This window comes from Lysinibacillus sp. DFXJR4 (genome assembly GCF_057196045.1).
Genome location: NZ_JBXUNW010000008.1, coordinates 111,821 through 133,798, shown reverse-complemented (window position 1 = coordinate 133,798; position 21,978 = coordinate 111,821). Strand labels below are relative to the sequence as shown.

At 37.7% G+C, this 21,978-nt stretch carries 17 protein-coding genes and 1 riboswitch; of the genes, 2 read left to right on the top strand and 15 right to left on the bottom strand.

Annotated elements, in window-relative coordinates:
- Positions 1–92: 92 nt before the first annotated feature.
- Genes AC2CGN_RS16550 through AC2CGN_RS16520 form a run of 7 tightly spaced genes read right to left on the bottom strand, consistent with a single transcriptional unit; the run spans position 93 to position 7,589 of the window.
- Positions 93–1,817 (bottom strand): MFS transporter, encoded by a 1,725-nt coding sequence (locus AC2CGN_RS16550; RefSeq protein WP_484514993.1) that lies wholly within the window; start codon positions 1,815–1,817, stop codon positions 93–95.
- Between the two features lie 30 nt (positions 1,818–1,847).
- Entirely contained in the window at positions 1,848–3,008 is a 1,161-nt protein-coding gene (locus AC2CGN_RS16545) for an acyl-CoA dehydrogenase family protein (RefSeq protein WP_484514991.1), read from the bottom strand.
- Positions 3,005–3,880: a hypothetical protein gene (locus AC2CGN_RS16540; protein WP_429990872.1), complete on the bottom strand. Its 876-nt coding sequence runs from the start codon at positions 3,878–3,880 to the stop codon at positions 3,005–3,007. Before AC2CGN_RS16540 ends, AC2CGN_RS16545 begins: the two co-directional genes overlap by 4 nt.
- An 11-nt stretch (positions 3,881–3,891) precedes the next feature.
- On the bottom strand, positions 3,892–4,848 hold the full coding sequence (locus AC2CGN_RS16535) for a peptidase U32 family protein (protein WP_484514988.1): 957 nt from the start codon (positions 4,846–4,848) through the stop codon (positions 3,892–3,894).
- Between the two features lie 15 nt (positions 4,849–4,863).
- A complete protein-coding gene (locus tag AC2CGN_RS16530; RefSeq protein ID WP_484514986.1) occupies positions 4,864–6,033 on the bottom strand; it encodes a cysteine desulfurase family protein in 1,170 nt (389 codons plus the stop codon).
- Between the two features lie 9 nt (positions 6,034–6,042).
- The gene (locus AC2CGN_RS16525) at positions 6,043–6,396 is read right to left on the bottom strand and encodes an iron-sulfur cluster assembly scaffold protein (RefSeq protein WP_484514984.1); all 354 of its coding nucleotides are present in this window, start codon (positions 6,394–6,396) and stop codon (positions 6,043–6,045) included.
- Positions 6,397–6,410: 14 nt separating this feature from the next.
- Entirely contained in the window at positions 6,411–7,589 is a 1,179-nt protein-coding gene (locus AC2CGN_RS16520) for a LuxE/PaaK family acyltransferase (RefSeq protein ID WP_429980476.1), read from the bottom strand.
- A 401-nt stretch (positions 7,590–7,990) separates the two neighbouring features.
- Between AC2CGN_RS16520 and AC2CGN_RS16515 the strand changes: the two genes are divergently transcribed.
- The gene (locus AC2CGN_RS16515; protein WP_286923906.1) at positions 7,991–9,187 is read left to right on the top strand and encodes an MFS transporter; all 1,197 of its coding nucleotides are present in this window, start codon (positions 7,991–7,993) and stop codon (positions 9,185–9,187) included.
- Positions 9,188–9,262: 75 nt separating this feature from the next.
- A riboswitch (TPP riboswitch) is annotated at positions 9,263–9,370 on the top strand.
- A gap of 114 nt (positions 9,371–9,484) precedes the next feature.
- The gene (thiW, locus tag AC2CGN_RS16510; RefSeq protein WP_429984471.1) at positions 9,485–9,973 is read left to right on the top strand and encodes an energy coupling factor transporter S component ThiW; all 489 of its coding nucleotides are present in this window, start codon (positions 9,485–9,487) and stop codon (positions 9,971–9,973) included.
- A gap of 127 nt (positions 9,974–10,100) precedes the next feature.
- Here the strand turns inward: thiW and AC2CGN_RS16505 are convergent, their stop codons facing one another.
- From AC2CGN_RS16505 to AC2CGN_RS16470, 8 genes are read right to left on the bottom strand one after another with little or no spacing between them, the layout of a single operon-like run.
- The gene (locus tag AC2CGN_RS16505) at positions 10,101–12,695 is read right to left on the bottom strand and encodes a VWA domain-containing protein (protein ID WP_484514981.1); all 2,595 of its coding nucleotides are present in this window, start codon (positions 12,693–12,695) and stop codon (positions 10,101–10,103) included.
- Positions 12,679–14,424: a vWA domain-containing protein gene (locus AC2CGN_RS16500; RefSeq protein ID WP_484514979.1), complete on the bottom strand. Its 1,746-nt coding sequence runs from the start codon at positions 14,422–14,424 to the stop codon at positions 12,679–12,681. Before AC2CGN_RS16500 ends, AC2CGN_RS16505 begins: the two co-directional genes overlap by 17 nt.
- 11 nt (positions 14,425–14,435) lie before the next feature.
- Complete coding sequence (locus AC2CGN_RS16495; RefSeq protein WP_429980471.1) at positions 14,436–15,311, bottom strand: DUF58 domain-containing protein; 876 nt, start codon at positions 15,309–15,311, stop codon at positions 14,436–14,438.
- Positions 15,308–16,303: an AAA family ATPase gene (locus AC2CGN_RS16490; RefSeq protein WP_054770763.1), complete on the bottom strand. Its 996-nt coding sequence runs from the start codon at positions 16,301–16,303 to the stop codon at positions 15,308–15,310. The genes AC2CGN_RS16495 and AC2CGN_RS16490 overlap by 4 nt, the downstream gene beginning before the upstream one ends.
- 11 nt (positions 16,304–16,314) lie before the next feature.
- Positions 16,315–17,781: a hypothetical protein gene (locus AC2CGN_RS16485; protein WP_484514977.1), complete on the bottom strand. Its 1,467-nt coding sequence runs from the start codon at positions 17,779–17,781 to the stop codon at positions 16,315–16,317.
- 12 nt (positions 17,782–17,793) lie between these two features.
- On the bottom strand, positions 17,794–18,639 hold the full coding sequence (locus tag AC2CGN_RS16480) for an ABC transporter permease (protein ID WP_283870968.1): 846 nt from the start codon (positions 18,637–18,639) through the stop codon (positions 17,794–17,796).
- Positions 18,636–19,571 (bottom strand): ABC transporter ATP-binding protein, encoded by a 936-nt coding sequence (locus AC2CGN_RS16475; protein ID WP_484514975.1) that lies wholly within the window; start codon positions 19,569–19,571, stop codon positions 18,636–18,638. Before AC2CGN_RS16475 ends, AC2CGN_RS16480 begins: the two co-directional genes overlap by 4 nt.
- On the bottom strand, positions 19,564–21,960 hold the full coding sequence (locus AC2CGN_RS16470) for a hypothetical protein (protein ID WP_484514973.1): 2,397 nt from the start codon (positions 21,958–21,960) through the stop codon (positions 19,564–19,566). The genes AC2CGN_RS16475 and AC2CGN_RS16470 overlap by 8 nt, the downstream gene beginning before the upstream one ends.
- Between the last annotated feature and the right edge of the window lie 18 nt (positions 21,961–21,978).

Here is a 21,978-nt window from a genome sequence, read left to right as displayed (position 1 = left end):
AATCATTCAAAGTATGTATATTAAATTAATTAGTTCCTAAGAGAAGATATAAATTTGAATCGGTAGGGCTTTTACACCCTACCGATTATTAGTTATACATTACCTTCTTCAATATGCTTCTTTCTTAAAAAAATCAAGGATAAACTAAAAAGGCATGTTAACAATAATCCACACCAAAACGCTTTCGTCATTGCCTCAACAATATACCCTTGTGCCTCATTTCGGATATTACTTTGAATAGTTTTAACTTCTTTTTCTATATTTTCAATTTCAGTATTTACCATAGCAGTTATTTTCTTTTCTAAATCTGCTGAAGCATTAACTTCCACTGTTTTAGGCTTTTGTTTTAATGCCTCTTCCATTTTCACTGCGACAAATTGATCAGACATTTCCTTAGAGACCTTAAAATCCTCTACTTTCTGCTCTCCTTCAAAAAAGCTATCTTTTTTTCCCTTTAAATTTTCAATAGCGACTGTCTTGACGGCATCAGGTATTTCACTATTTTCAAATCGTGCCACACCATCATCCACTATATCGTTTGCATATTGATTTAAAAAACTTAGAGTAATTGAAACAAATAAAGATACACCTAGGGCACCTCCAAGATTTCGTGCTGTCGCAAATATACCCGATCCCAAAGAGACATGCTTTTCTGAAACAGAAACCGTACATACTGTTACACTTGTAACCATGATGATACCCAATCCAGTACCTAATAAGGACATCATCGTAATAAGCATTGGGAATTCAGTATCTGGTGTTAATTTTAAGAGGAAAATAAAACCTGTGACAGTAAAAACATAACCAAAAAGCATTGGGACTTGATAGCCAATTTTATCGATTATTCTCCCAACGATCGGTGCTACGATTAACATAACTGCCGATAAAGGTGTAATAAGAAATGATGCATAAAGTGTTGTAAAATCTTTTACTTGTGTCAGATAAACAGGTAACAAAATTAAAGTACCCATTAACAAGATGCCACCTAAAAAATTAGATAGAATGCCACCCAAATAATGTTTATTGTTAAATATTGAAAAATCCACTAATGGCACCTTTGCCCGCTTTTCTATAAAAATAAATAATAGAGTGGCTAAGATACTTATTGAAAAGTAAATATATATTGTCGTTGAATTCCATCCTAATTTCTCACCCTGCAATATTGCATAAGTTAGAAAGTAGAGTGCCACGCTAATGACTAACATACCTAGCACATCTAATTTAAATGGTGATTTGATATCTTTAAATCCTTTAAAAGCTAATAGAATAAATGGAAAGGCTACAATAATAATTGGAACATTGATATAAAAGATCCAACGCCAATTAATAAAATCTGTCACTACACCTCCAAGACTAGGACCAATAGCTACAGCAAGTGCACCAACAGCTCCCCATATTCCCATGGCAAGCCCCATTTTTTCTGCTGGTACCGCTGTCCTTACTAGCATCATACTAGTTGGGATAATCATTGCCCCTCCAATGCCTTGTAAAGCTCTAGCAGCAATTAAAACTTCTACAGTAGGGGCCATTCCACATAATAATGAGCTTATGGCAAATATGATAACGCCAATTAAAAAAATTTTTCTTCTGCCAAAAAAATCTGCAATTTTCCCTAAAGTAATTAATAAAATAGCGAGCGTTAGCACAAAAGAATTGATAATCCAAGAAGCGACACTTAAATTAATTTCATAATCATTCATAATATTAGGGAGTGAAATATTTACTACGGTACTGTCTAAAAAAACTAAGAATAAACCAAGGCTTACCGCTAATACCTGCTTCATACCCCCGTATATAGGCTCATTTTGATTTGTCATTGTCAACCCTCTTTCATCTGCTCCATGAATTTATAATTGGGTCGGGACATCTAATACAATTTTCCCAATCAATTCCTTAAGAACATCTGGCGTCGGTCCCATGACTGTTCCCGCCATACTATCCCGAATATACCTCTCAATCGGTGTATTAGCGGAATAGGCATGCCCTCCACAAACTTTCAAGCCTAATTCTGCCACCTGTAATACTGTTTCACATGCCATTACCTTAACCTCTAATGTACTGACCATATCAACTTCCTTGTTCTCCATCCGTTGAACAAATACATTTAACGCTGTCTCTGCCTGATCGCATAGTACCTTTATTTCTCCAATCATTTGCTGAATACTTTGAAAATCAGAAAGATTTGTATTGATATGTGTATAAAATCGTTTCTTCACATAATTTACCGATTCATTGTATATTGCCTTGGCGATCCCAATATTGACTGCTGAAATTCCAATTTGCCCCATTGGAAGCAGGGCCTCACGGGTAATTTTAAAGCCTTCTCCTTCTTCACCAATTAGCATCTGTTTATTTAAGTAAGTATCTATAGTTAATGGTGCACTTTGATTTCCTCTTAGTCCCATACCTTCCCATTTCCCACCAACCTCAATGCCATTATATTCGCTAGCTACAGCAAAGAAATTACTTTGCATTGAATTCTTTGCGAAAGTCGCTTTAGAGTTAATGACATACACATCTGCCTCTCCAGCACTAGTCACCATAATTTTATTGGTCTTTAATCGAAGCCCTTTGTCGGTTTCATTTACCTGACTAACTGGTAAGAAAAAATAACAGCCAGATCCAGCTTCACTTAGTGCAATTGTCGTAAGACATTGACCTTTACCTATATTACTTAAAATATTTTTTATATAATCATTTTCTTTTCCATACAATAAAATAGAAACTGCTGACATATGTTGCACATAGACAAGTGCTGTAGAAGCACAAGCTTGAGCCAGTCTAATAACTGTTTCTTTATAAAGGGATAATGGAGCCTCTAAACCGCCCAACTGCTGAGGAATGATTAAGCCTAAAAAACCCTCCCGTCCAAGCTCGGTAATATTTTCTCTTGGAAACTCTCGTTCTCTATCAATTCGTGCAGCATTTGGGGCAACAAAATCAACGATAATATCATCCAATTTTGTCAAAAGATCTTGCGTAAAATTTTTTTCTTGTATAGTACTCAATTTATTGCCTCCTCTTTTAATAGTATGGGTGAAAATCTCGCATCATCGCATAATGAATCCACTTCAAAAGGTATGCTTTCGTTTAGTTTCTTCATATCCTGAACGACTATATTTCCATAAATAATAAGATTCCCTATTTTTTCTCGACCTTCTCTTGAAATCTTAATGGTTGTATCCTCAAATCGATTCCATCGTTCTCTTGGCTCGATTAAGATACCACTATTACATAAATGTTGGCATTTTCCAATTTGCTCTGCATAAAGTCGAAGTGTGTGACAGGATCTAGAAGTGGACACCAATGGATAATTTAAAAAGCCATTTACTTTAATCCCTTCATCTCTAAGCAATTGCACGGAATTTTCCAAATAAATATTGATATCTACATCAATTTCCGTTACACCATTTTCTTTCATAAACCTGATCATAGATGGATTGACAATATTTAATTGTAAAAATTGTTCCTTCGTCGCCTGCTCTTCATATTGCAAAATATCTTCATACCATGGGCAGTTCCCATAGCTAAAAATTAGTTGCCTACCTACTGATAAAGAGATGTTTGGAGGTAAAGACTGTTGAGCTAAATAACGCATTGTTCCCCAATCATTGACAATCAAATTTAGCTCATAATGGAAAAAGCGCTGCATTTCTGCAATAAATCTTTTCATCGAGGCTTCAAATAATATAGGCATTTCAATTTTCACTTTTTTATCGCGTTCCAATAAAAATTGTATATGCTGATCCTCAAGACCAACCATTTTATAATGGCAGCCTGAATGCCCAAAAGAAACAATTTGATAACTGTCTAATACTTCATCTGATAATGTAAATAAATAATCATGATGAATTCTTAGCTCTTTTACTGGCGTTTTCAATTATGCATCACCTAAATGTATGTTTTTGTAATTGCAGTTGGTTTATAAGTACATCGACATTTTTCACAAAAGCGTGGCACCCATTTCATGACCCACATGAGCTGCTCCTGCTCCGTTATTTTCATCTTTTGATCTATTGTTAAGCCTGAAATCCCCATTTCTCGCCATTCATTAAACATATTCACAACCATCGCTAATGTCACTGGATTAGGGGCTTCCCTTCCAAGGAATTTTATGGCAGTAACACCAGCAGAAACTAGATCTTCTAGATTACACAAACTACAATCAGTTGCACTATCTAAAAAATGCTGCTGATTACTGTGTGTGTTTAATGGAGATAAAACTCGATATAGAGTTCTGATCCCTTCCCCAATTTCAAGATTATTTGGGCTTTCCCATAAACGACAGTTCCCAGCCATACTGCCAGTGCCAAAATTCCCTGTAATCATCAGTTCCATCTCTAAATCCCGAAGTTCGTGAATTTCTTCTAATGTCATTGATTGCGACAATGTTATCCTTTTGACACCTGATTCCTTCAATAGCTCGGCTCCATATTTATTAACTGGTGCTAATTGTGAGCCTGAAATAATTTGGATGTTCTTTTCCAAAGAATTAAGTAAATGACAGGATTGTATTGAAGATATTGTAATAGCATCTACACCTTTTTCAAGAGCTCTATAAACATGCTTTTGATAGTCTTTTTCAAAGCCAGTTGGGATGTATGGCGTATTGGCCATAAATATAACTCTAAGATTGTTTGCTTTTGCTAAAGCAATTATGTCGTCTATTTCCTCCCAATCTGAAAAGTGAGCAGGGTAATCTGCTACTGTTTGAAATTTGTTATCAAATGATAGCTGTTGAAAAAGCGGAGTTGAAACGCCAAAATATATTTCATTGGCACCGGCCTCTATCATTTCTTCCATCATAAATTTTGATCGCACGGGTGCTAGGATTTTTAAATTCTCCATCTTATCGCTTCCTTTCTATCCAACAGGGAGCATACTTCGTAGACGGTTAACAGATGCTTTTAGACTTTCCATAAAATAATCAATATCCTTGTAATCCGTGTAATTACCAAAACTAATACGAATAGACGATTTTATTCGATCTTCAGACAGGCCGAGTGCTAACAATACATGAGATAAATTAGCCTTATCAGCACTACAGGCAGAGCCAATAGATACTGCAATACCATATGTTTGACTTAATAGAACAGCTAATGCTTCTGCTCGTATATTCAGAAAAGATAAATTAATAGTATTTGGTAATAAATCCTCACCTAACACAGGCCCATTAATTTCATAGTGTTCAATCGAATTTTCTAATTTATCTAGGAAATAGGATCTTAATGCGATTATTTTATTAGCATTATGCTCTAGCTCTTCTTTTGCCATTTCGCAGGCTTTACCAAAACCAATAATAGCTAATAGATTTTCTGTGCCACCACGAAAACCTTTTTCTTGCCCACCGCCATGAAGAAGCTGATCTAATTGACGTTCACCGTTTTTCAAGTACAATGCACCTGTGCCCTTAGGACCATATATTTTATGAGCAGCCATCGATAATGCATCCACTCCTAAATCCCGAACGTCTATCTGGATTTTGCCAATCACCTGTACAGCGTCAACATGAAAGATTATATTGCTATTGATATTCTTAACTACTCTCACCATCTCTTGAATTGGTTGAATTGAGCCGATTTCATTGTTGGCAAACATGATTGAAACAAGCGCTGTATTCTCTTGAATAGCGTTTTTTAAATCTTCAATAGCAATGAAGCCATTAGTATCAACAGGTAAATAGGTAATTTCAGCACCAAGGGTAGATAGATATCGACATACTTCCAAGGTTGCAGCATGCTCGATTTTAGAAGTGATGATGTGAAATGGGCGTTTATCCTTTGAAAAAAAATATCCTTTCAATGCAGTGTTAATCGACTCTGTACCACCAGAAGTAAAAAATATATCTGATTCTTCTGCATTAATTAATGTGGCAACATGTGAGCGTGCCTCTTCCATTTTTAATTTCGCTAACTGTCCAAAGGAGTGCGTGCTAGAGGGATTTCCAAATAGCATTATATTTTCTATCATAGTAGAAGCCACTTCCTCCCGAAGAGGAGTAGTGGCATTATAATCAAAATACCTTCCTATCATAAAAGCCTCCTAAGCTGCTGAACGTATTTGCTCAAATAACTCATGTAAAATATTTAAACAATGCATTTGAGGAGGCTCCAACTCCCCTAGCATTTTATCAATCTCATGTTGTGGTTGCTGCTTAATTTCTTCTATTGATTTATTAATGATAAATTCTGCAAATATATCAGCTGTTGCTAAAGATGTTGCACAACCATAGGCTTTATATTTTGCATCGAATATTTTCCCATCTTCTACCTTTACACTCATGAAAATTGTATCCCCACAAACAGAGTTACCAATTTTTAATTCCATATTTGCATCGGTTAGTTCTCCTGAATGTCGAGGTTTGCTAAAATAATCAACAATGATAGAATTGTACATGTTTAGATCCTTTCTTATACTTCTGCCATTTCGCTTTTAGCTTCTGCGGCATCCATATGCTTCTCTAAATTAATGGCACAGCAACCAATTTCTGCACCTGCTACTCTAGAAAGGTATACCACCTTCTGACCGTTTCTTCCGCATTCACATGTATTTTCTTTCTTTAAATACACTAAATCCTCAGTTTGAATAAATCCTGGATATGACAAGGACGTAGGGTCAAATATTGCTAAAACACCTCTTTTTCCTTGTGGTACCTCTTCAGCTAAATTTTTGGGATTTCTTAATGAAAAATGAACCCAAGGTGGTACATGCTTAGAATGCTTCTCACACTCGATAGCTAAGATATTCGATTCAACTAATCCATACATATCCCTAATATTTTCTTCAGGAATACCTAAAAATTCAGCACATTCTTTATTGTATTGTTCTCGAGGTATCTCCATACCAGAGAAGCGTTTCCAGCCCCCTAGATTGATAATCATCGTCTTTTGATCCAACTTCAAATGAATATTATTTGTTTTTAAATAATTAACCAATTTATAAATTAAAAATGGTGGTCCTATGATGTGACGCGTATGAATGTTTTGCCATTTTTCTAAAGTTTCTATTGCCTCTTTTGGTTTGAAGGATGCTCTCTTAACAAGACATCGTGTTGCATCAAACAAACCTGAGAGCATATTTAGTACTTTTACCATTCCCATTTCTGGCATTTCTTCTGGAGATGGGAATAGGAAGAGACCAGCACCACGAGAGAAGGCGAACATCTCTCTATACATTGCATATATACTAAATACGCAATTGTTTAATGTTTCCGCATCCCTTCTTGATATACTTGGGATACCACTAGTTCCTGTACTTCGCATTTCAAATTCAATATTCTCTAAAGATGTTGATAGTAATAAATGAGAATCAGGTCTTTTAAAGCTTGTCACCGGAATAAGTGGGATTTTTTGTATATCATCTAAACTTTGTACATCTGCAGGTGTTACACCGCTATCCTCGCATAGCATTCGATAAAAGCTATTGTTTTCATAATGATATTTAAAATTTTGAGAGATTAAATAACCCTTTAATTCATTAACTTTTTCTTCATCCCACTGAAATAACTGTTGAGTTGACCCAATGACTGCTGTAACTGGATTAATACCTAATTCTCTTAAATTTTCCATTGCTGCTTGAATAGTTACCATTTCATTTCCTCTCCTTTTTAATATCAATTTCTCTCGGATTCTCGGCTTTTGATTGCCTAATAAAGAACCAATAGGAAGCCGTTACACAGGAATTATTAAAGGAACATCAACCATATATCAATCACTAATTATTACAAATTTTGTAATATAGTTGACATAAAAAGATTAACATAAGAACAAATGATGTAACCCCTAATTCAATACAAGAAAAAAAGTAAATTCCACAAAAAAACTTGTGGAATTTACAAATTGAACACTACATTATTATTGCAAAATATTTATCATTTAGTAGTTTAAGAATAAACCATTGGTCCACTATTTCGTGTAATCCTAACTATTAGCAAACCATTTTTCTTTGTGATAGACTGTACTATATTTGATTAGAAAAAGGGGGGTATTCGATGACCCAGCAGAAGTCCAATAAGGCGGCTTTGTATATTTTAATGTTTAATATGTTTATCGCAATGGGGAGTATTGGGATTATTATTCCTGTAATGCCCGAGTATTTAAGAATATTTGGTGCTGCAGGACAAGTTCTAGGTATGCTTATTGCAACGTTCGCCTTCGCTCAATTCGTTTTTTCTCCAATTGCTGGGAATCTTTCGGATCAGTATGGTCGAAAAAATCTTATTATTTTCGGACTTATACTAACAGGACTTGCTCAAATCGGCTTTGGACTTTCTACAGAAGTGTGGATGCTCTTCTTAGCACGCTTTTTAGGTGGCCTTGGATCAGCCTTTGTGGCACCTCCTATTATGGCATTTGTCGCAGATGTTACAACATATGAAGAACGTGGAAAAGGGATGGGGATGCTTGGTGCTGCCATGTCTCTTGGCTTTATGATAGGACCCGGTATTGGTGGTTTCTTATCACATGTTAGCTTACATTTTCCATTTTATACAGCTGGAGCTGCGGCTATTTTGGCTTCTATTTTATCGTTCTTTTTATTACCATCTACCAAACCAAACGCAGCACAAAAAATGCATAAGCAAGACAATCTCGCGAAACAAATGGTACGTTCAGTACATATGCCTTACTTTGTTATGCTCATTATTATGATGGTATTCTCGTTCGGAATTGCTAATTTCCAAACGACTTTATCATTATTTGTTACAGAAAAGTTTCATTATACACCTGGGGATATTGCTATTATTTTAGTGGTGGGTGGTGCTTTTGGTGTAGTTGTACAAATGTTTGTTATTACACCACTCTTTAATCGCTATGGTGAAATGAAGGTCGTATTAGTCAATTTATTTATTGCAGCCATATCGATCTACTTAATATTATTCGTATCTGGGTTTGCCCTTATTTTAGTTGTTGCGACAATCTTCTCGACAGCCACAACATTAATTCGTCCTGCTGTTAACACACTGATCTCCAAGCTTGCCGAAAATGAGCAAGGATTTGCAGCAGGTCTGAATAATGCTTATATGAGTCTTGGCAATATGATTGGTCCAGCATTGGCAGGTATTTTATTTGATTGGAATATGAATAGCCCTTATATATTTGGTGCTATTATTTTGATGGCTTGCTTCTTCCTTGCCCTTATCTGGACAATGAAAAAAGCACCGCATCTTATGCAGCCTGATTCCAAATAATCTGAAAAGTTATTGACTATTATTAGTAGTATGATACATTTATGTTGTTACAATGCTAAACAGAAATTGAATAATTATTACCACTAGGGGAGTCTTTAAAAGGCTGAGACGTATATGACCATATACGGACCCTTTGAACCTGATCTAGTTCATACTAGCGGAGGGAAGTGGCGACATCTTGCTTTTTGATATGTAAATGCAAGGCCGCTTCCTATTTGTTTTCAGGGAGCGGCCTTTTTGTGCTCGCCAGTTTAGCAGAGATAACAATTCATTTTATATTTCAAGGGAGTGTAACTTATGTCAGTTCGAAAATTAACCATCATGGCCTTATTAGTGGCAATTGCCATAGCAGGTTCTACCTTCGTTTCAATTCCAACAGGGATTGCGCGAGCTTATCCGATACAACATGCCATCAATGTCATCGGTGCCATTCTACTCGGACCAATACCAACTATTATCATTGCCCTTACTACAGCGATTATTCGTATTTTAACAGGGACAGGCTCCCTATTAGCCATTCCTGGCAGTGTCATTGGCGCATTTTGTGCAGCACTGGCTTATAAATACAGTGGTATGCCTTGGCTAGCGGGCGTTGGTGAAATAGTAGGAACTGGCATTATCGCCTCCCTCATTGCCGTACCATATGCATATATCTTAATGGGGACATCCGTAGCATCAATGTTTTTCATGCCTGCCTTTTTAACCTCTAGTATTATTGGTGCTATTTTTGGTGTGGCAATTGCTAGTAGTTTACGAAATACTGCACTTATTAAAAATTTTCGTTAAATTTTTCAGAGCAAGGATTTCCCTCTTGAGCAGGGTTTCCCTTTGAACGAAAGCTTCTTCCTTTTCACTTTAAAACGCAAAAACAGTGCAAAATAATCAATCATTTTGCACTGTCATTTAATCCAAATTATCTTTTCTTCATGCCCTTTAATAGTTGAGCAACATTTGTATCCTCTGCCTGTGTGGTTTTATTTTCAACAAGCTGCTCTTTTTTCTTCGACTTAGCAAAGAAGCTCCAGCCAAAGCGTCGGATTGTAATATCGATGAAGAACAGTAGCATACCTGCTAATATAAGCCATGTTGCTATATTTTGACGATCTGCGCCTTTCTTCGTAAATTCACGAAATACCTCCTTCGGTTCTTTCAAAACAGAGCCACCCGTTTGCTTTGTCAGTTCTTCCACCAGCTCATCGTTTACAGGTCGTAACTCATATTCAGCACTGTAAGGCACACTTATACCCGCTTGAAAAATAGCTTGATCTTCATCAGCGATACGGAAGAAAATTAACCCTGGCTCCGCTTGTACAACTGCTCGAATCTGAGAGGCTGAAATAGCTTCAAGCTGTGTTTCAAGTTCTTCTCCTGCTTCATTGACAGCAACGACATCTAAAAAAGCTGCTTCATTGGTAGGATCTGTAATAACAAATGAACCATCCGATTCTAAACGTACGTCGTAGGCAACATCATTATAGCTTGGGAGCATTTGTGAAATAAGCGTTTGCCAAAATGTTCCCCAATCCTGCCATCTTGCCCAGTCACCTGTCCATTTACCTGTCGAATCAGAAGTAAAGGCAAATGTTTTACCAAGACCATATTGCCACTGCGCTAGTACTGGATCCTCTTTCTCGCTTTCAGCAATGACAGAGGCCCCCTGCTTTGCTGTTGTTCCAATATAAGCATTCATTTGAGGTACACCATTTGCAAATAACGTGTTCCAACCAGATGCATTGTAGATGGTTGGATAGAAGGGATTATCCTCAATATATGTGTGTGAAATCATTGCCGTTTCACGGGATAAAATAGAAGGTATTGTCTGCTCATCAACAACGTCATAGAATCGTCCGGTACCCATTTCACTGAGCGCTTCAAGTAAATTGGCATCTGCATCTTGTCCAATCGCTACAGTAGATAATGTTACACCATTCTCTTTTCCTTCAGCGATTAAGTCTTCATAATTTCCTGACTGTGACTGTCCATCTGTTAATAGAATAATATGCTTACGCTGTAGCTTTAAATCTGCTAAGTTTTCATAGGCCCTTGCGAGAGATCCATAAATCTCTGTCCCACCGCCTGGCGTTACGGATAAAATCGTATCCACAGCCTCTTCCTTATTGTTAAGTGGACCTGTTTCGATAATTTCCCAAGGTCGATCATCAAAGGCAATAAAGCCGAGCGTATCTTCATCTCGTAGCATTTCGACAGAACGAGCCGCCGCCTCCTTAGCTAGCTCTAGCTTTGATCCATACATACTGCCAGAGCGGTCAAGCACGATAACCAGTCCTAATGAAGGCAATTGTTCCTTTCCTTTAATCTCCATTTCAACAGGTAGTAAAGTTTCAATTGGTGTTTTAAAATAGCCGCCCAAGCCAAAGCTATTTTCGCCCCCTACCATCGTAAAGCCAACGCCAAAGTTTTTGACTGCCTGCTCAATCACATTCATTTTGGCCTCGCCCACTAAATGTCCTGGCACATTGTCAAAAATAATGGCATTGTACTGTAGATAACTTGAAAGCTCATTTGGCAAACTTTGAGCATCTACAACATTAAAGGAAATGGATTGTTTACCAAGAGCGGCTGCTATAGGTGATGCGCTATCATAACCATTAACAATTAGTAAATGTGGTTCACTTTGGACCATTGTAATGCTGGTTAGTTTATTATTTTCAAATATGGCATCCTGCTCTACCTGTACAACAGCTTCATACTTTACAAGCCCCTCTGCTGTAGCGGTATGTTTATAGGTAAATACATTGGAGCCTTGTGCAAGCTCTACAGCCTCCCGGTGAACAAGTTTGTCGTTTTCATATAATAGAAGCTCACCTTTATTAGCCGCTGTTGCATGAACTTCTGTAACTAATTGCTGCTGCTCACCCACATATGCAACCTGTGGGGTTACAAAGCTTTTCAATGATACATCTGTAGAAACTGGTTGATGAAATGGAACAACATCAACGCTTATATTGGACCCTTTAAATTTCGAGGCAAACTCTAAGGCATTGCCCTTTGTTTCATTACCATCTGTTAGAAGTACCAATCGTGTTGCCTTTTTCGAATTAACAATCCCCGAAGCAAGCTGTAGACTTTGTTCAATATTTGTTTGATCTGTTGCTTCTATGTTTGTAAACTTCGGCACTTCCTTTAATGTCTTCGATAAAATTGCTTCTGTCTGCAGTGTTGATGAAAAAGAATAAATCCCTGCAAGCTGTTCATCCTTTTTCGACTGTAAACTTTCCTCTATAAAATTAGTCATCTCACCGTCTGTACCATTCATAGAAGCAGAACGGTCTACCATAAATAATATTTGCTCTTCCTTTATAGGTAATAAAATATAAGGACCTGCAAGTGCAAAAACTAAGCAAATGACTGCTAGAATACGAATTCCTAGCACTGTGATGTGGCTCTTTTTCAAGCGCTGACGCTCTCGCCAATAGGTCCAGCCAAAATACATTAATATTGGGAGTAAAAGCAACAATGCTAATGGCATATCAATTCGTAAATCCACGTCGTCGTTGCACCTCCCACTCTGTTACAAGTACTAGTAAAATAAGAAGAATAAGCCAAGGTACAAGTGAAGCTTTTGCTATTTCTTCTTTGCCATTTTCTTTGAGCTCTCCTAGTGTATAGCTAGTTCCTTTTGGGATAACACGCTCTTGTGCTTGAAGCTGGACAATTAAGCGCTTTTCTTCACCTTCTGAACGTGCTGTATAAATCCCTGGCTTCATTGGAGCTGTTAATAAGCCATTTGTTATGGACGATAAAAACTGATCGTCCTGCGAATATACACTCCAATCACCCTGTTTCAAAGCAACTGCGCGCTGCTCGTTCGGCGTAAAAATACCAAGTGAACCAATCGATTCTGAAAGCTGCTGTTCCGCACTCCACAAAAATAATGGAAATGAAGGGTGCAGAGGCCAATCCGTATCTGCAATATCAGCTAATATGACAAGATCACCTTTAGGAGAACGTTGTATAAAGGGATGATCTCCAACCGATGCAATTGTTTTATAACTATCAAACCCAGGATATACAGTGCTAACATAAATATCTTTTAGCTCACTAAATGCAAACAATGCATCACTTGTTGTATTTACTTCGCCCTTTGCTTCAATTTTTTCGGCATCATCACGACCAAATAATACTATAGGTTTGTCCATCTTTCCGAGCAGTGCTGTTTGGTTAGTTACTACGGTCGCTTCTTGATTATCAGCAATCTGTAAAGACGGAATAATCTTGACACTGCTATTAATTGTTTGAAAGCCTTTTTGAATGAGTTGATGCAAACTTTGATCGACCACTATTTTTGAGGTTGTTGTTTGTAGTAAAACTGTTTGTGAATTATCGACTGTATAATCATCTTCTACAGCAATGGTAGCCGTCAATGTATCCTCTAACGGTAAATCTTTGAAAGTTTTTGTCACAGCTTCATTAGGAGGCAATGTAATATCTTCCGACACTACCTTATTATTCTCTGCATTTTGTAACAAAAGAGTAGTCCTTTGCTCCAAATCAGTATCATTTTGTAGTTGCACCAATGCCATTGTGGTTTGACCATCTGTAGTTGCAGCAAAACGTGTAATCGCAACATTCTTTAAATCTTTAGCAGAGCCTTTTACAATCCATTTCACTGTATCTTTTTCCATTGGTAAGTGCTTTTTATCAAGCGCATCAGTAAATACATAAATGGATGTTGGTATATCTCCAACAAAAGCCTGTGCCACATCAAGTGCCTTATTCATTTGCGCTGTTTCATAGGTTACTTCCAGCTCTTGAATCGCTTTTTCAATATCTTTCGTGTTTGTCACCTGCTGTAGCACAGCTTTCGGTGTATTGCCTGTTGTAATAAGCGTCACAGGTCTACCATTCAGTTGACCCACCAAAGATAACATTTCCTTTTTATGTGCATCAAATGTTGACTGCTCTTTCCCCGCAAGCATTGTTGCAGACGTGTCTACAATAAAAATTGTCTGTGCACCTACAATTGTTGATTTTTTAACATAAGGGTTCATAAGGGCTAGTACCAATAAAAGAAGTGCTAGAAGTTGCAAAAAGAGCAGGGCATTTTTTTGTAGTTGCTTTAAGTATGGTGATACACGCGTTTCCTGCATAATTTCCGACCAAAAAAGTGTAGAAGATACGGTTTGATCGATATATTTTTTTCGAAAGAAATAATATAGTAGGACTATGACCGGGATGATGGCCGTCCAGCTAAAAAGTATTTGACTAAAGCCCAATACGGCTCACCTCACCTAATCCAATGTGCTTTTAATAATTGCTGAAAGATGGCATGCTGTAATCCATCCTCCACTTTAAGCTGTAATTTTCGAACACCAAAGCGTCGACAAATAGCTTCGAATTCCTCTTCATGTAATAAACGTCGTGACGTATATGCGTCTAAAACTTTAGAGGACATTGTGACGTTGACATCTTTGCCAGTCTCACGATCTAATAGGCGGACATCACCCGTGTAATTAGGAGAGAGCTCCTCCTCCGTGACAATTTGTAGTATACGGACATCACCAGCATACCGTGGTAATCTTTTTAACAGTTGCTCCCATTCCTCAATTGACTCTAGTCCATCTGTAACAATAAATAGCACTGTACTATCTTTTGGTAATGCTCTTAAAGCTCCCTGTGCAAAGCTTCCTGTGTAATCAGCTTCTTGTATTTCCGTTATGACTTGTAAAAAAGCGCGTCGATACATGGCGCCTTTACGGCGAAATGGTGGTTTCATCTCATCTTGTACAAAAGAAAAGGATAAACGATCATCACGACCAAGCACCATTAACCCAAGAGAAGCAACAATTTGACGAGCAAATGTCCATTTAGTATCATCCCCCATGGATTTAGTGGTATCTAGCAAAATGTGTACACGCATCTCTTGTTCATCTAAAAATCTTTTTATAAAGTATTTATCCGTTCTTGCAAATACGTTCCAATCGACCTGCCGTACATCATCACCTAAGTGATATTCACGAAAATCTGAAAAATCGAGTGATGCCCCGAAGCGCTGCGAACGGTGCGAGCCTTTATGCTGCCCTCGCAATTTGGAGGCCGTCGCTAATTGGAAGCGACTAATTTTCGCTAACCAATCTTCAGGTAATAGTATTTTTTGCGTCACTTGCTAACACCTTGCTGTACTTTTTCTAAAATAACATCAATCACATCGTCCGCTGTTTTTCCTGAAGCCTCCCCTTCATAATTCAGCAGCATACGATGACGTAATACTGGCTTCGCTACAGATTTAATATCGGCTACAGAAACATGGAAGCGCCCATTCATGAGTGCTCTTGCCTTCGCTAGCTTTATTAAGCTTTGCAAACCACGTGGACCGCTACCATACATCGCATATTGCTTGACCTCGTCAATAGCATCGACTCTTTCAGGATGTGTAGCGACAACTAAGTCCGTTGCAAATTCAAGCATTTCATCAGCAACCAGTATTTCCTTTACCATTTGCTGTGCCTCAATAAGTGCCTCTGTATTCATTATTTTTTGTAGGCCAATTTCCTGAGCACCTGTTGTACGCTTCATAATTTCCATTAGCTCACTTTTCTCAGGATAGGGTACAAGTATTTTACATAGAAAACGGTCCATTTGCGCCTCAGGCAATGGATAAGTTCCCTCCATCTCAATCGGGTTTTGCGTAGCTAGCACAAAAAAGGGCTTAGCCATCCTTTTTGTATCCCCTAAAATCGTAACCGTCTTTTCTCCCATAGCCTCAAGCAATGCACTTTGAGTTTTAGGTGTTGCACGATTTATTTCGTCGGCTAACACCATCTGACTAAAAATCGGACCTGGCTGGAATGTAAACTGCTGTTTACCGTCTGCTGTACGTTCAATCATACTTGTTCCGGTTATATCTGCTGGCATAAGGTCAGGTGTAAATTGAATACGTGAAAACGATAAATCAAGTACCTCAGAAATTGTACGAATTAACATCGTTTTTCCTAAGCCCGGTAGCCCCTCTAGTAATGCGTGACCATCAGCTAGAACCGCGTACAATGTATAGTCGATTGCTTCCTCTTGACCGACAATAAAGCGATGAATTTCTTCCTTCACCTGCTGCAATTTCATACTCATTTCAACATACTGTTGCTCTGTAAATGCCATTTCTTTTCCTCCTACTGCGACTCTATTGACGTGAAATAAGATTGCACGACGTTTTGTAAATCTTTCGGTAATTGTAATCGTTCTGAGCTCTCAATATAGCTATCCTTATAGGACCCTATTACTTCTTCATATGGACGGATAGTTCCCTTAGTTATTGGTCCATTTCCTTGCTGCTCTGATACATGTGAGCCCTCTCCTAATGCACCACCGTCCACTGATGTCTCACTTGAGCCTCCAATTCGATTTGGTGTCGTTAATAAAGAACGACTACCCTGGCCCGTTCCTGCCCCTTGTCCTTGTCCTTGACCCTGACCTTGTCCTTGACCCTGTCCTTGACCCTGACCTTGTCCTTGACCCTGTCCTTTTCCTTGTCCCTGTCCTTGTCCTTGACCCTGTCCTTTTCCTTGTCCCTGTCCTTGTCCTTGACCCTGACCTTGTCCTTGTCCCTGACTATTGCTTGACTGCTTGGAATTACTTTGAGAATTACTTTGGCTTTGCTGGCTTGACTGCCCTTGTTGATTGCTTGACTGTGAATTCCCCGATGGATTTTGGCTCGAATTGGCATTACTTTGCTGACTGTTATTAGCATTATTGGCACTCGCAATAGCATTTTGCAATGTATTGCTTGCTGGTTTTCCAAGCTTGCTCATCGCTGTCTGAGTAGCATTAGCATTTTGTGTTAGCTCTTGCTGCATTTGGGCAAGCTCCTTCAACTGCTCAACATCTTCCTCCGATAAACGATTGCCTTCCGTGTTACCATCCTGGCTAGTCGTTTGCTTGTCTTTTAATTGCTGCTCCTTTAAGGCAAACTCCTTTTGTTTTTTCACGACTTCCCGTAATGCTTCTTCAGCCGTTTCTGCCTCTTTTAACGTATTTTGTAATTCTTTTAGCTGCTCTTTCACGTCTTTTGTTTGAGCCTTTTTCTCAAGCTTGGCAACTTCCTTCTTAACGTCCTCGATAACAGCCTTTTCTTGCTCTACCTCAATGGCTTCCATTTGTGTGGCTGATGGAAACAAATATAAAATTGCCAGTACAATGGTCGACACAAAAATTCCACTTAGTGCCTTTGGACGGAATAAAAGTTTTTTTCTCGCTTTAAAATTTGTAAAGGATGTTTCAGCGTTTTGTACCGCTTTTGTGAGCAGTGATTGTATAAGTGGATCCTTATCATCCTGAAACGATAAGGCTGTCACTAGTTCATTGTGTAAAAAATAATCATCCAGTCTATGCAATGCTTCCTTTTCTTTAGCACGCTTCCACCACATAAATATGCCTGACGCTAGTACAACCACAAAAAAGACTATTAATGCTGTTTGTCTGTAAAATGGCCATACAAATAATCTGGAGACGAGGACAAGAGAAGCACTCGAAAGCAAAGCAAAAAACAGACCGTATTGTGCAATGGGAATACTTCTTTCAACTGTTAAACTCGTCTTTGCACGATGAATATATTTTCGTAGTTGCTTACGACGCTTCATAAGATTTCCTCCTCATCGGTTACTTTTCATGTTAGCACGTAATTTTTTAATGGCGATTGTTAGGCATAAAACGATAATCAAGATATACGCTATTAAATACGTAATCCAAACAGGTAATTTGACGCCTGAAAGTTCGCTAAGCGCGTCTCCCATTTCTGGTGAAATAAGTGTTAACATCAATGCACCTGGGTTAATGGACGCCCAGAAATATGTCATATAGGAGGTATTCGTGCCTATGGTATTCCCGGACTGATGGAAGGCCATTGTTAAAAAGAAGAAAAATGCTGTAATACCACCTAAGAAGATAATTGAACCATATGTTGCAATCATGGCAACGATTGTTCTTTTGGTAATGGTTGAAAACATTACCCCAATACTACCTATTGCAACTACTGTTACTAGATAAAATAAAAATATTGAAATTAACTGAGATGGTGATACCCCACCAAATAAAAATACTAAACTATATAAAGGTAGCCCTGCGATTAGCATTAATACTAAAAATGCTACTGAAGAGAGAAGTTTACCAATAATGATTTGTGTAGAGCTTTGTGTTGTTGTTAGTAAAATATTTAATGTTTGCTTTTCCCTTTCACTACTAATGGCACCAGCAGTCAAGCTCGGTGTAATAAATAGGACCAGAGCCATCTGCAAAATAGTTAATACAGCAAACATCATAAAGCTTGTATCTGGTCTAAAGAAGCCTCTACCGGTGAATCCAGTCGTTAATAGAAGAAATCCTGCTATAAAAATACAAAGTACTGCTAAATAAAACATCAATCCTGAGAAGCTTTTAAAAGAACGGAAGCGTAACTTCAATTCTTTTACGAGTACCGGATTATAAAATCGTTCCATCATTGATTGTCCGCTCCCTTCGTAATCGCCATAAAGACATCCTCTAAATCTTTTTCCTCTTCACTTAATGCAAAAATAGGTAAATTCGCTAGCATTGCCTTTTTTAAGAGTGCTACTTGATCTGCATCTGTTCCTCGATAATTAAAGGCTATTTCTAGGCGATTATCTATTACATCTATCGAGGAGATTAAAGGGTCCTCCTCTAAGAAAGCACGTACCTCATTTACTCGATCTGTAACCTTAATAACAATACGTTTCTCACCTTGTAGCTGGGCCTGGATGGAAGAGACATTTCCATGAGCAATAAGCTTTCCATTATCAATAACGCCAATTTCATCACACATTTCTGCAAGCTCTGGTAGAATATGCGAGGAAATTAATATCGTTTTGCCCATTGATTTTAGATTTCGTAAAATATCTCGCATTTCTACTCGTGCACGTGGATCTAATCCCGAGGCAGGCTCATCCAATATTAATACCTTTGGGTCATGGATAAGAGCTCGTGCTAGGCATAGACGTTGCTTCATCCCACGCGACAATAAATCTACATATTCATAACGTTTACTTGTTAAATTCACAAGTTCAAGTAGCTGTGGAATAAGGACCTTTCGTTCAGCAGCACCTATTCCATAGCTAGCACCATAGAAATCTAAATATTCATCCACCTTTAATTGATCATACACACCAAAGAAATCTGGCATATAGCCAATTTGCTTTCGTACCTCTTTTGGTTCTTTAATGACACTCTTTCCATTAATAAGTGCATCGCCAGAAGTTGGAGACAACAGGGTCGCTAATATCGAGAAAGTAGTGGATTTCCCTGCTCCATTAGCACCAACAAATCCAAAAACAACGCCTTCTTCTAATGTTAGATTTAGATGATCTAAAGCTGTAAAGGAGCCATATCTTTTCGTCAAATCACGAATTTCAATCATTATTTTTCGCCACTCCCTTCAGCTCTACATCTGGTAATTTTGTTTGCTCACCTGTTTGATCTGGCCCAAATTTAATCTCCATAAGCAACTCGCCATTTTCATTGAAATACTTTGATATGTTCTCTGTAAATACTTGTTTTGTATCTACTAATGGCTCATAATTTTTCGTTTCATTATTCCAAATCGACAATTGCATACGCTTAACATCCTTATTTGAAACAGTTAGTTCATTTAATGTTTGAACTGAACTCATAAAGTTATCTGGCATTGCAATGGATACCTCATATAATCCATCTGACATATACCAATTATTTAATTGTTCATCTATTTTATCGTAATACGCATTAGCGGATTGAGGATTTACTGAATACGAAAAGTTATTACGTTTCATCGTAAATGGCCCTGATAACTCTACTTTGCCATCAAACGGCTGAATAAAATAAGAAATAGGTGACATCTTGGCACTTGTTTCAAGCTCCACACCAGCAATGGCTTGTTCAGCCCATGCAGTTATAACAGGTCTCTTATCATTTTCAACTAGTGGCAGTGCTAAAGTTTGCATCCGCTCAATTCGTAGTGGATTTACTTCTTCCTTCTTCGATGGATAATTATAATTGTAGCTCGTAAATGTAGATGGCTTTTGAAGAACAGTCGCCGTAAACTCTTTATCTACTTTAAGAGTTCCATTCGCCTCTATATCGCCCAGCTTAACTTCTTTAATACCAGAGATTAAGGTAATATCCTTTAAAGCAAACGGAAAATTATTTTTAATTGTCCCTGTTAATTTTTCATTTTTTAACGTTAGATCGATATCCATTTTGCCAATGTTTTGCGCCGATGTTTTTCCTGCAAAGGATTGAACGGACCAATAGTTTAAATCACGTAAAGTTAAAGTAGAGCCATTTGCATTTTCTTTAATGTAAGATGATTCATGTAAATTTCCACTTGTTCCTGTGAAACCATTATTTCGACGAAGCGCAAATGCACTAGTATCCTTATCTGCATTCACAACAAAATTACCACTTCTGTTTGTTAGTAGGGATTCTACATAATAGCCATTTAAACTACTATCTTCATTCACTTTAAAAAATGCTGATTGCTGAATTTGTGGCTGTACAATTCGATCCTTCGCACCGAAAATGAACAAAACAATTGATAACGCAACTGACATAATTGGAATTATCCACCATGCCTGTTCACGCTTGTCTATTTTCTTTAGGATAAAATATAAAATCGGTCCAATAATTAAAATATATAATATGATAACGATTAACATATAGCTTACAGATACTTCGAAGGATGGGAATATTTCGTTTACATCATTCAGTTCATAAGACAGTCGATCCATTGTTGACTGACCGCGCCCCATCATACCTTGCTGAGAAAGACTTTGAATATCCAGTAATTTTGCTGCTAATGTTGCATAGCCATCCATTGAAGCGAGCGGTTGATCTCCTAATGAAAAGGCAGTTTGAATAATTTCTCCACTACCAATCTTTTTCTTAGATGCTAGAAGGGTATTATTGTCTGTTAATATCGGTGAACTTCCTTCATTTCCAGTTGCTGCAAAAACAGATATCGGTTGTGAAAAAATACCCCCACCTGATATTTTTGATAAGCTATCTGCGGAAACGGTTGTCAATTGCTGTGATAATGTGAGTGGTAAATGATCCTTAAATATGCCGGCTGTTGCATTTACTTGATCACCAGCTCCCACTAACAAAGTACCGCCGTCCTGTACCCATTTAAATAAAGCCTGTTGTTGTTTTTCCGATAGATCAGCGATGGCAATTTCATCGATGACAATAATGTTCGCCATCGCAAAGCCTTGCGCATCTTCAGGTAATGTAAAATTTTTTATTTGCTTTAAATTAAAAACTTCAACATTGTTTTGAGCAGCAAATTGAGACAGGCGTAAAAATGCTGATAAGCGATCACTTTTATCTGTTAGCGTATAAATAAATACAGAAGAGGGATCTAAAAAGTTACCTTGTATTCGTTTTGTTCCTTTATAATCAACTTTTTTCCCCTTTTCAATGCTTCCCTCATAAAAGGCAAATAAATCTGCGTCTGAATAATCAGCTAAACCATCTAAATAAAAATCAAATGTTTTTTCTTCTCCTGCTGCAATATCAATCGGCAATACTAGTGCGGATGCAGCTGCATAGGAGCTAGAAGCATTAATAGCCATATCTCCTGAAAAATCTGCACCATTATTTTTTACGGTTACTTGAAGCGGCACTAGTGATTGATATTTTGCTTTTCCTGTAATTCCTACCTTAGCTTGTACCTCTAACGTTGCAGCTGCTTTTGCCTGCTCTACAGGTAGAAGAAAGCTAATAACAAGCATAAATAGGAATACGAGTGCCGTGATATTCGTTTTTTTCAAAAGCTCAACCCCTTTTTT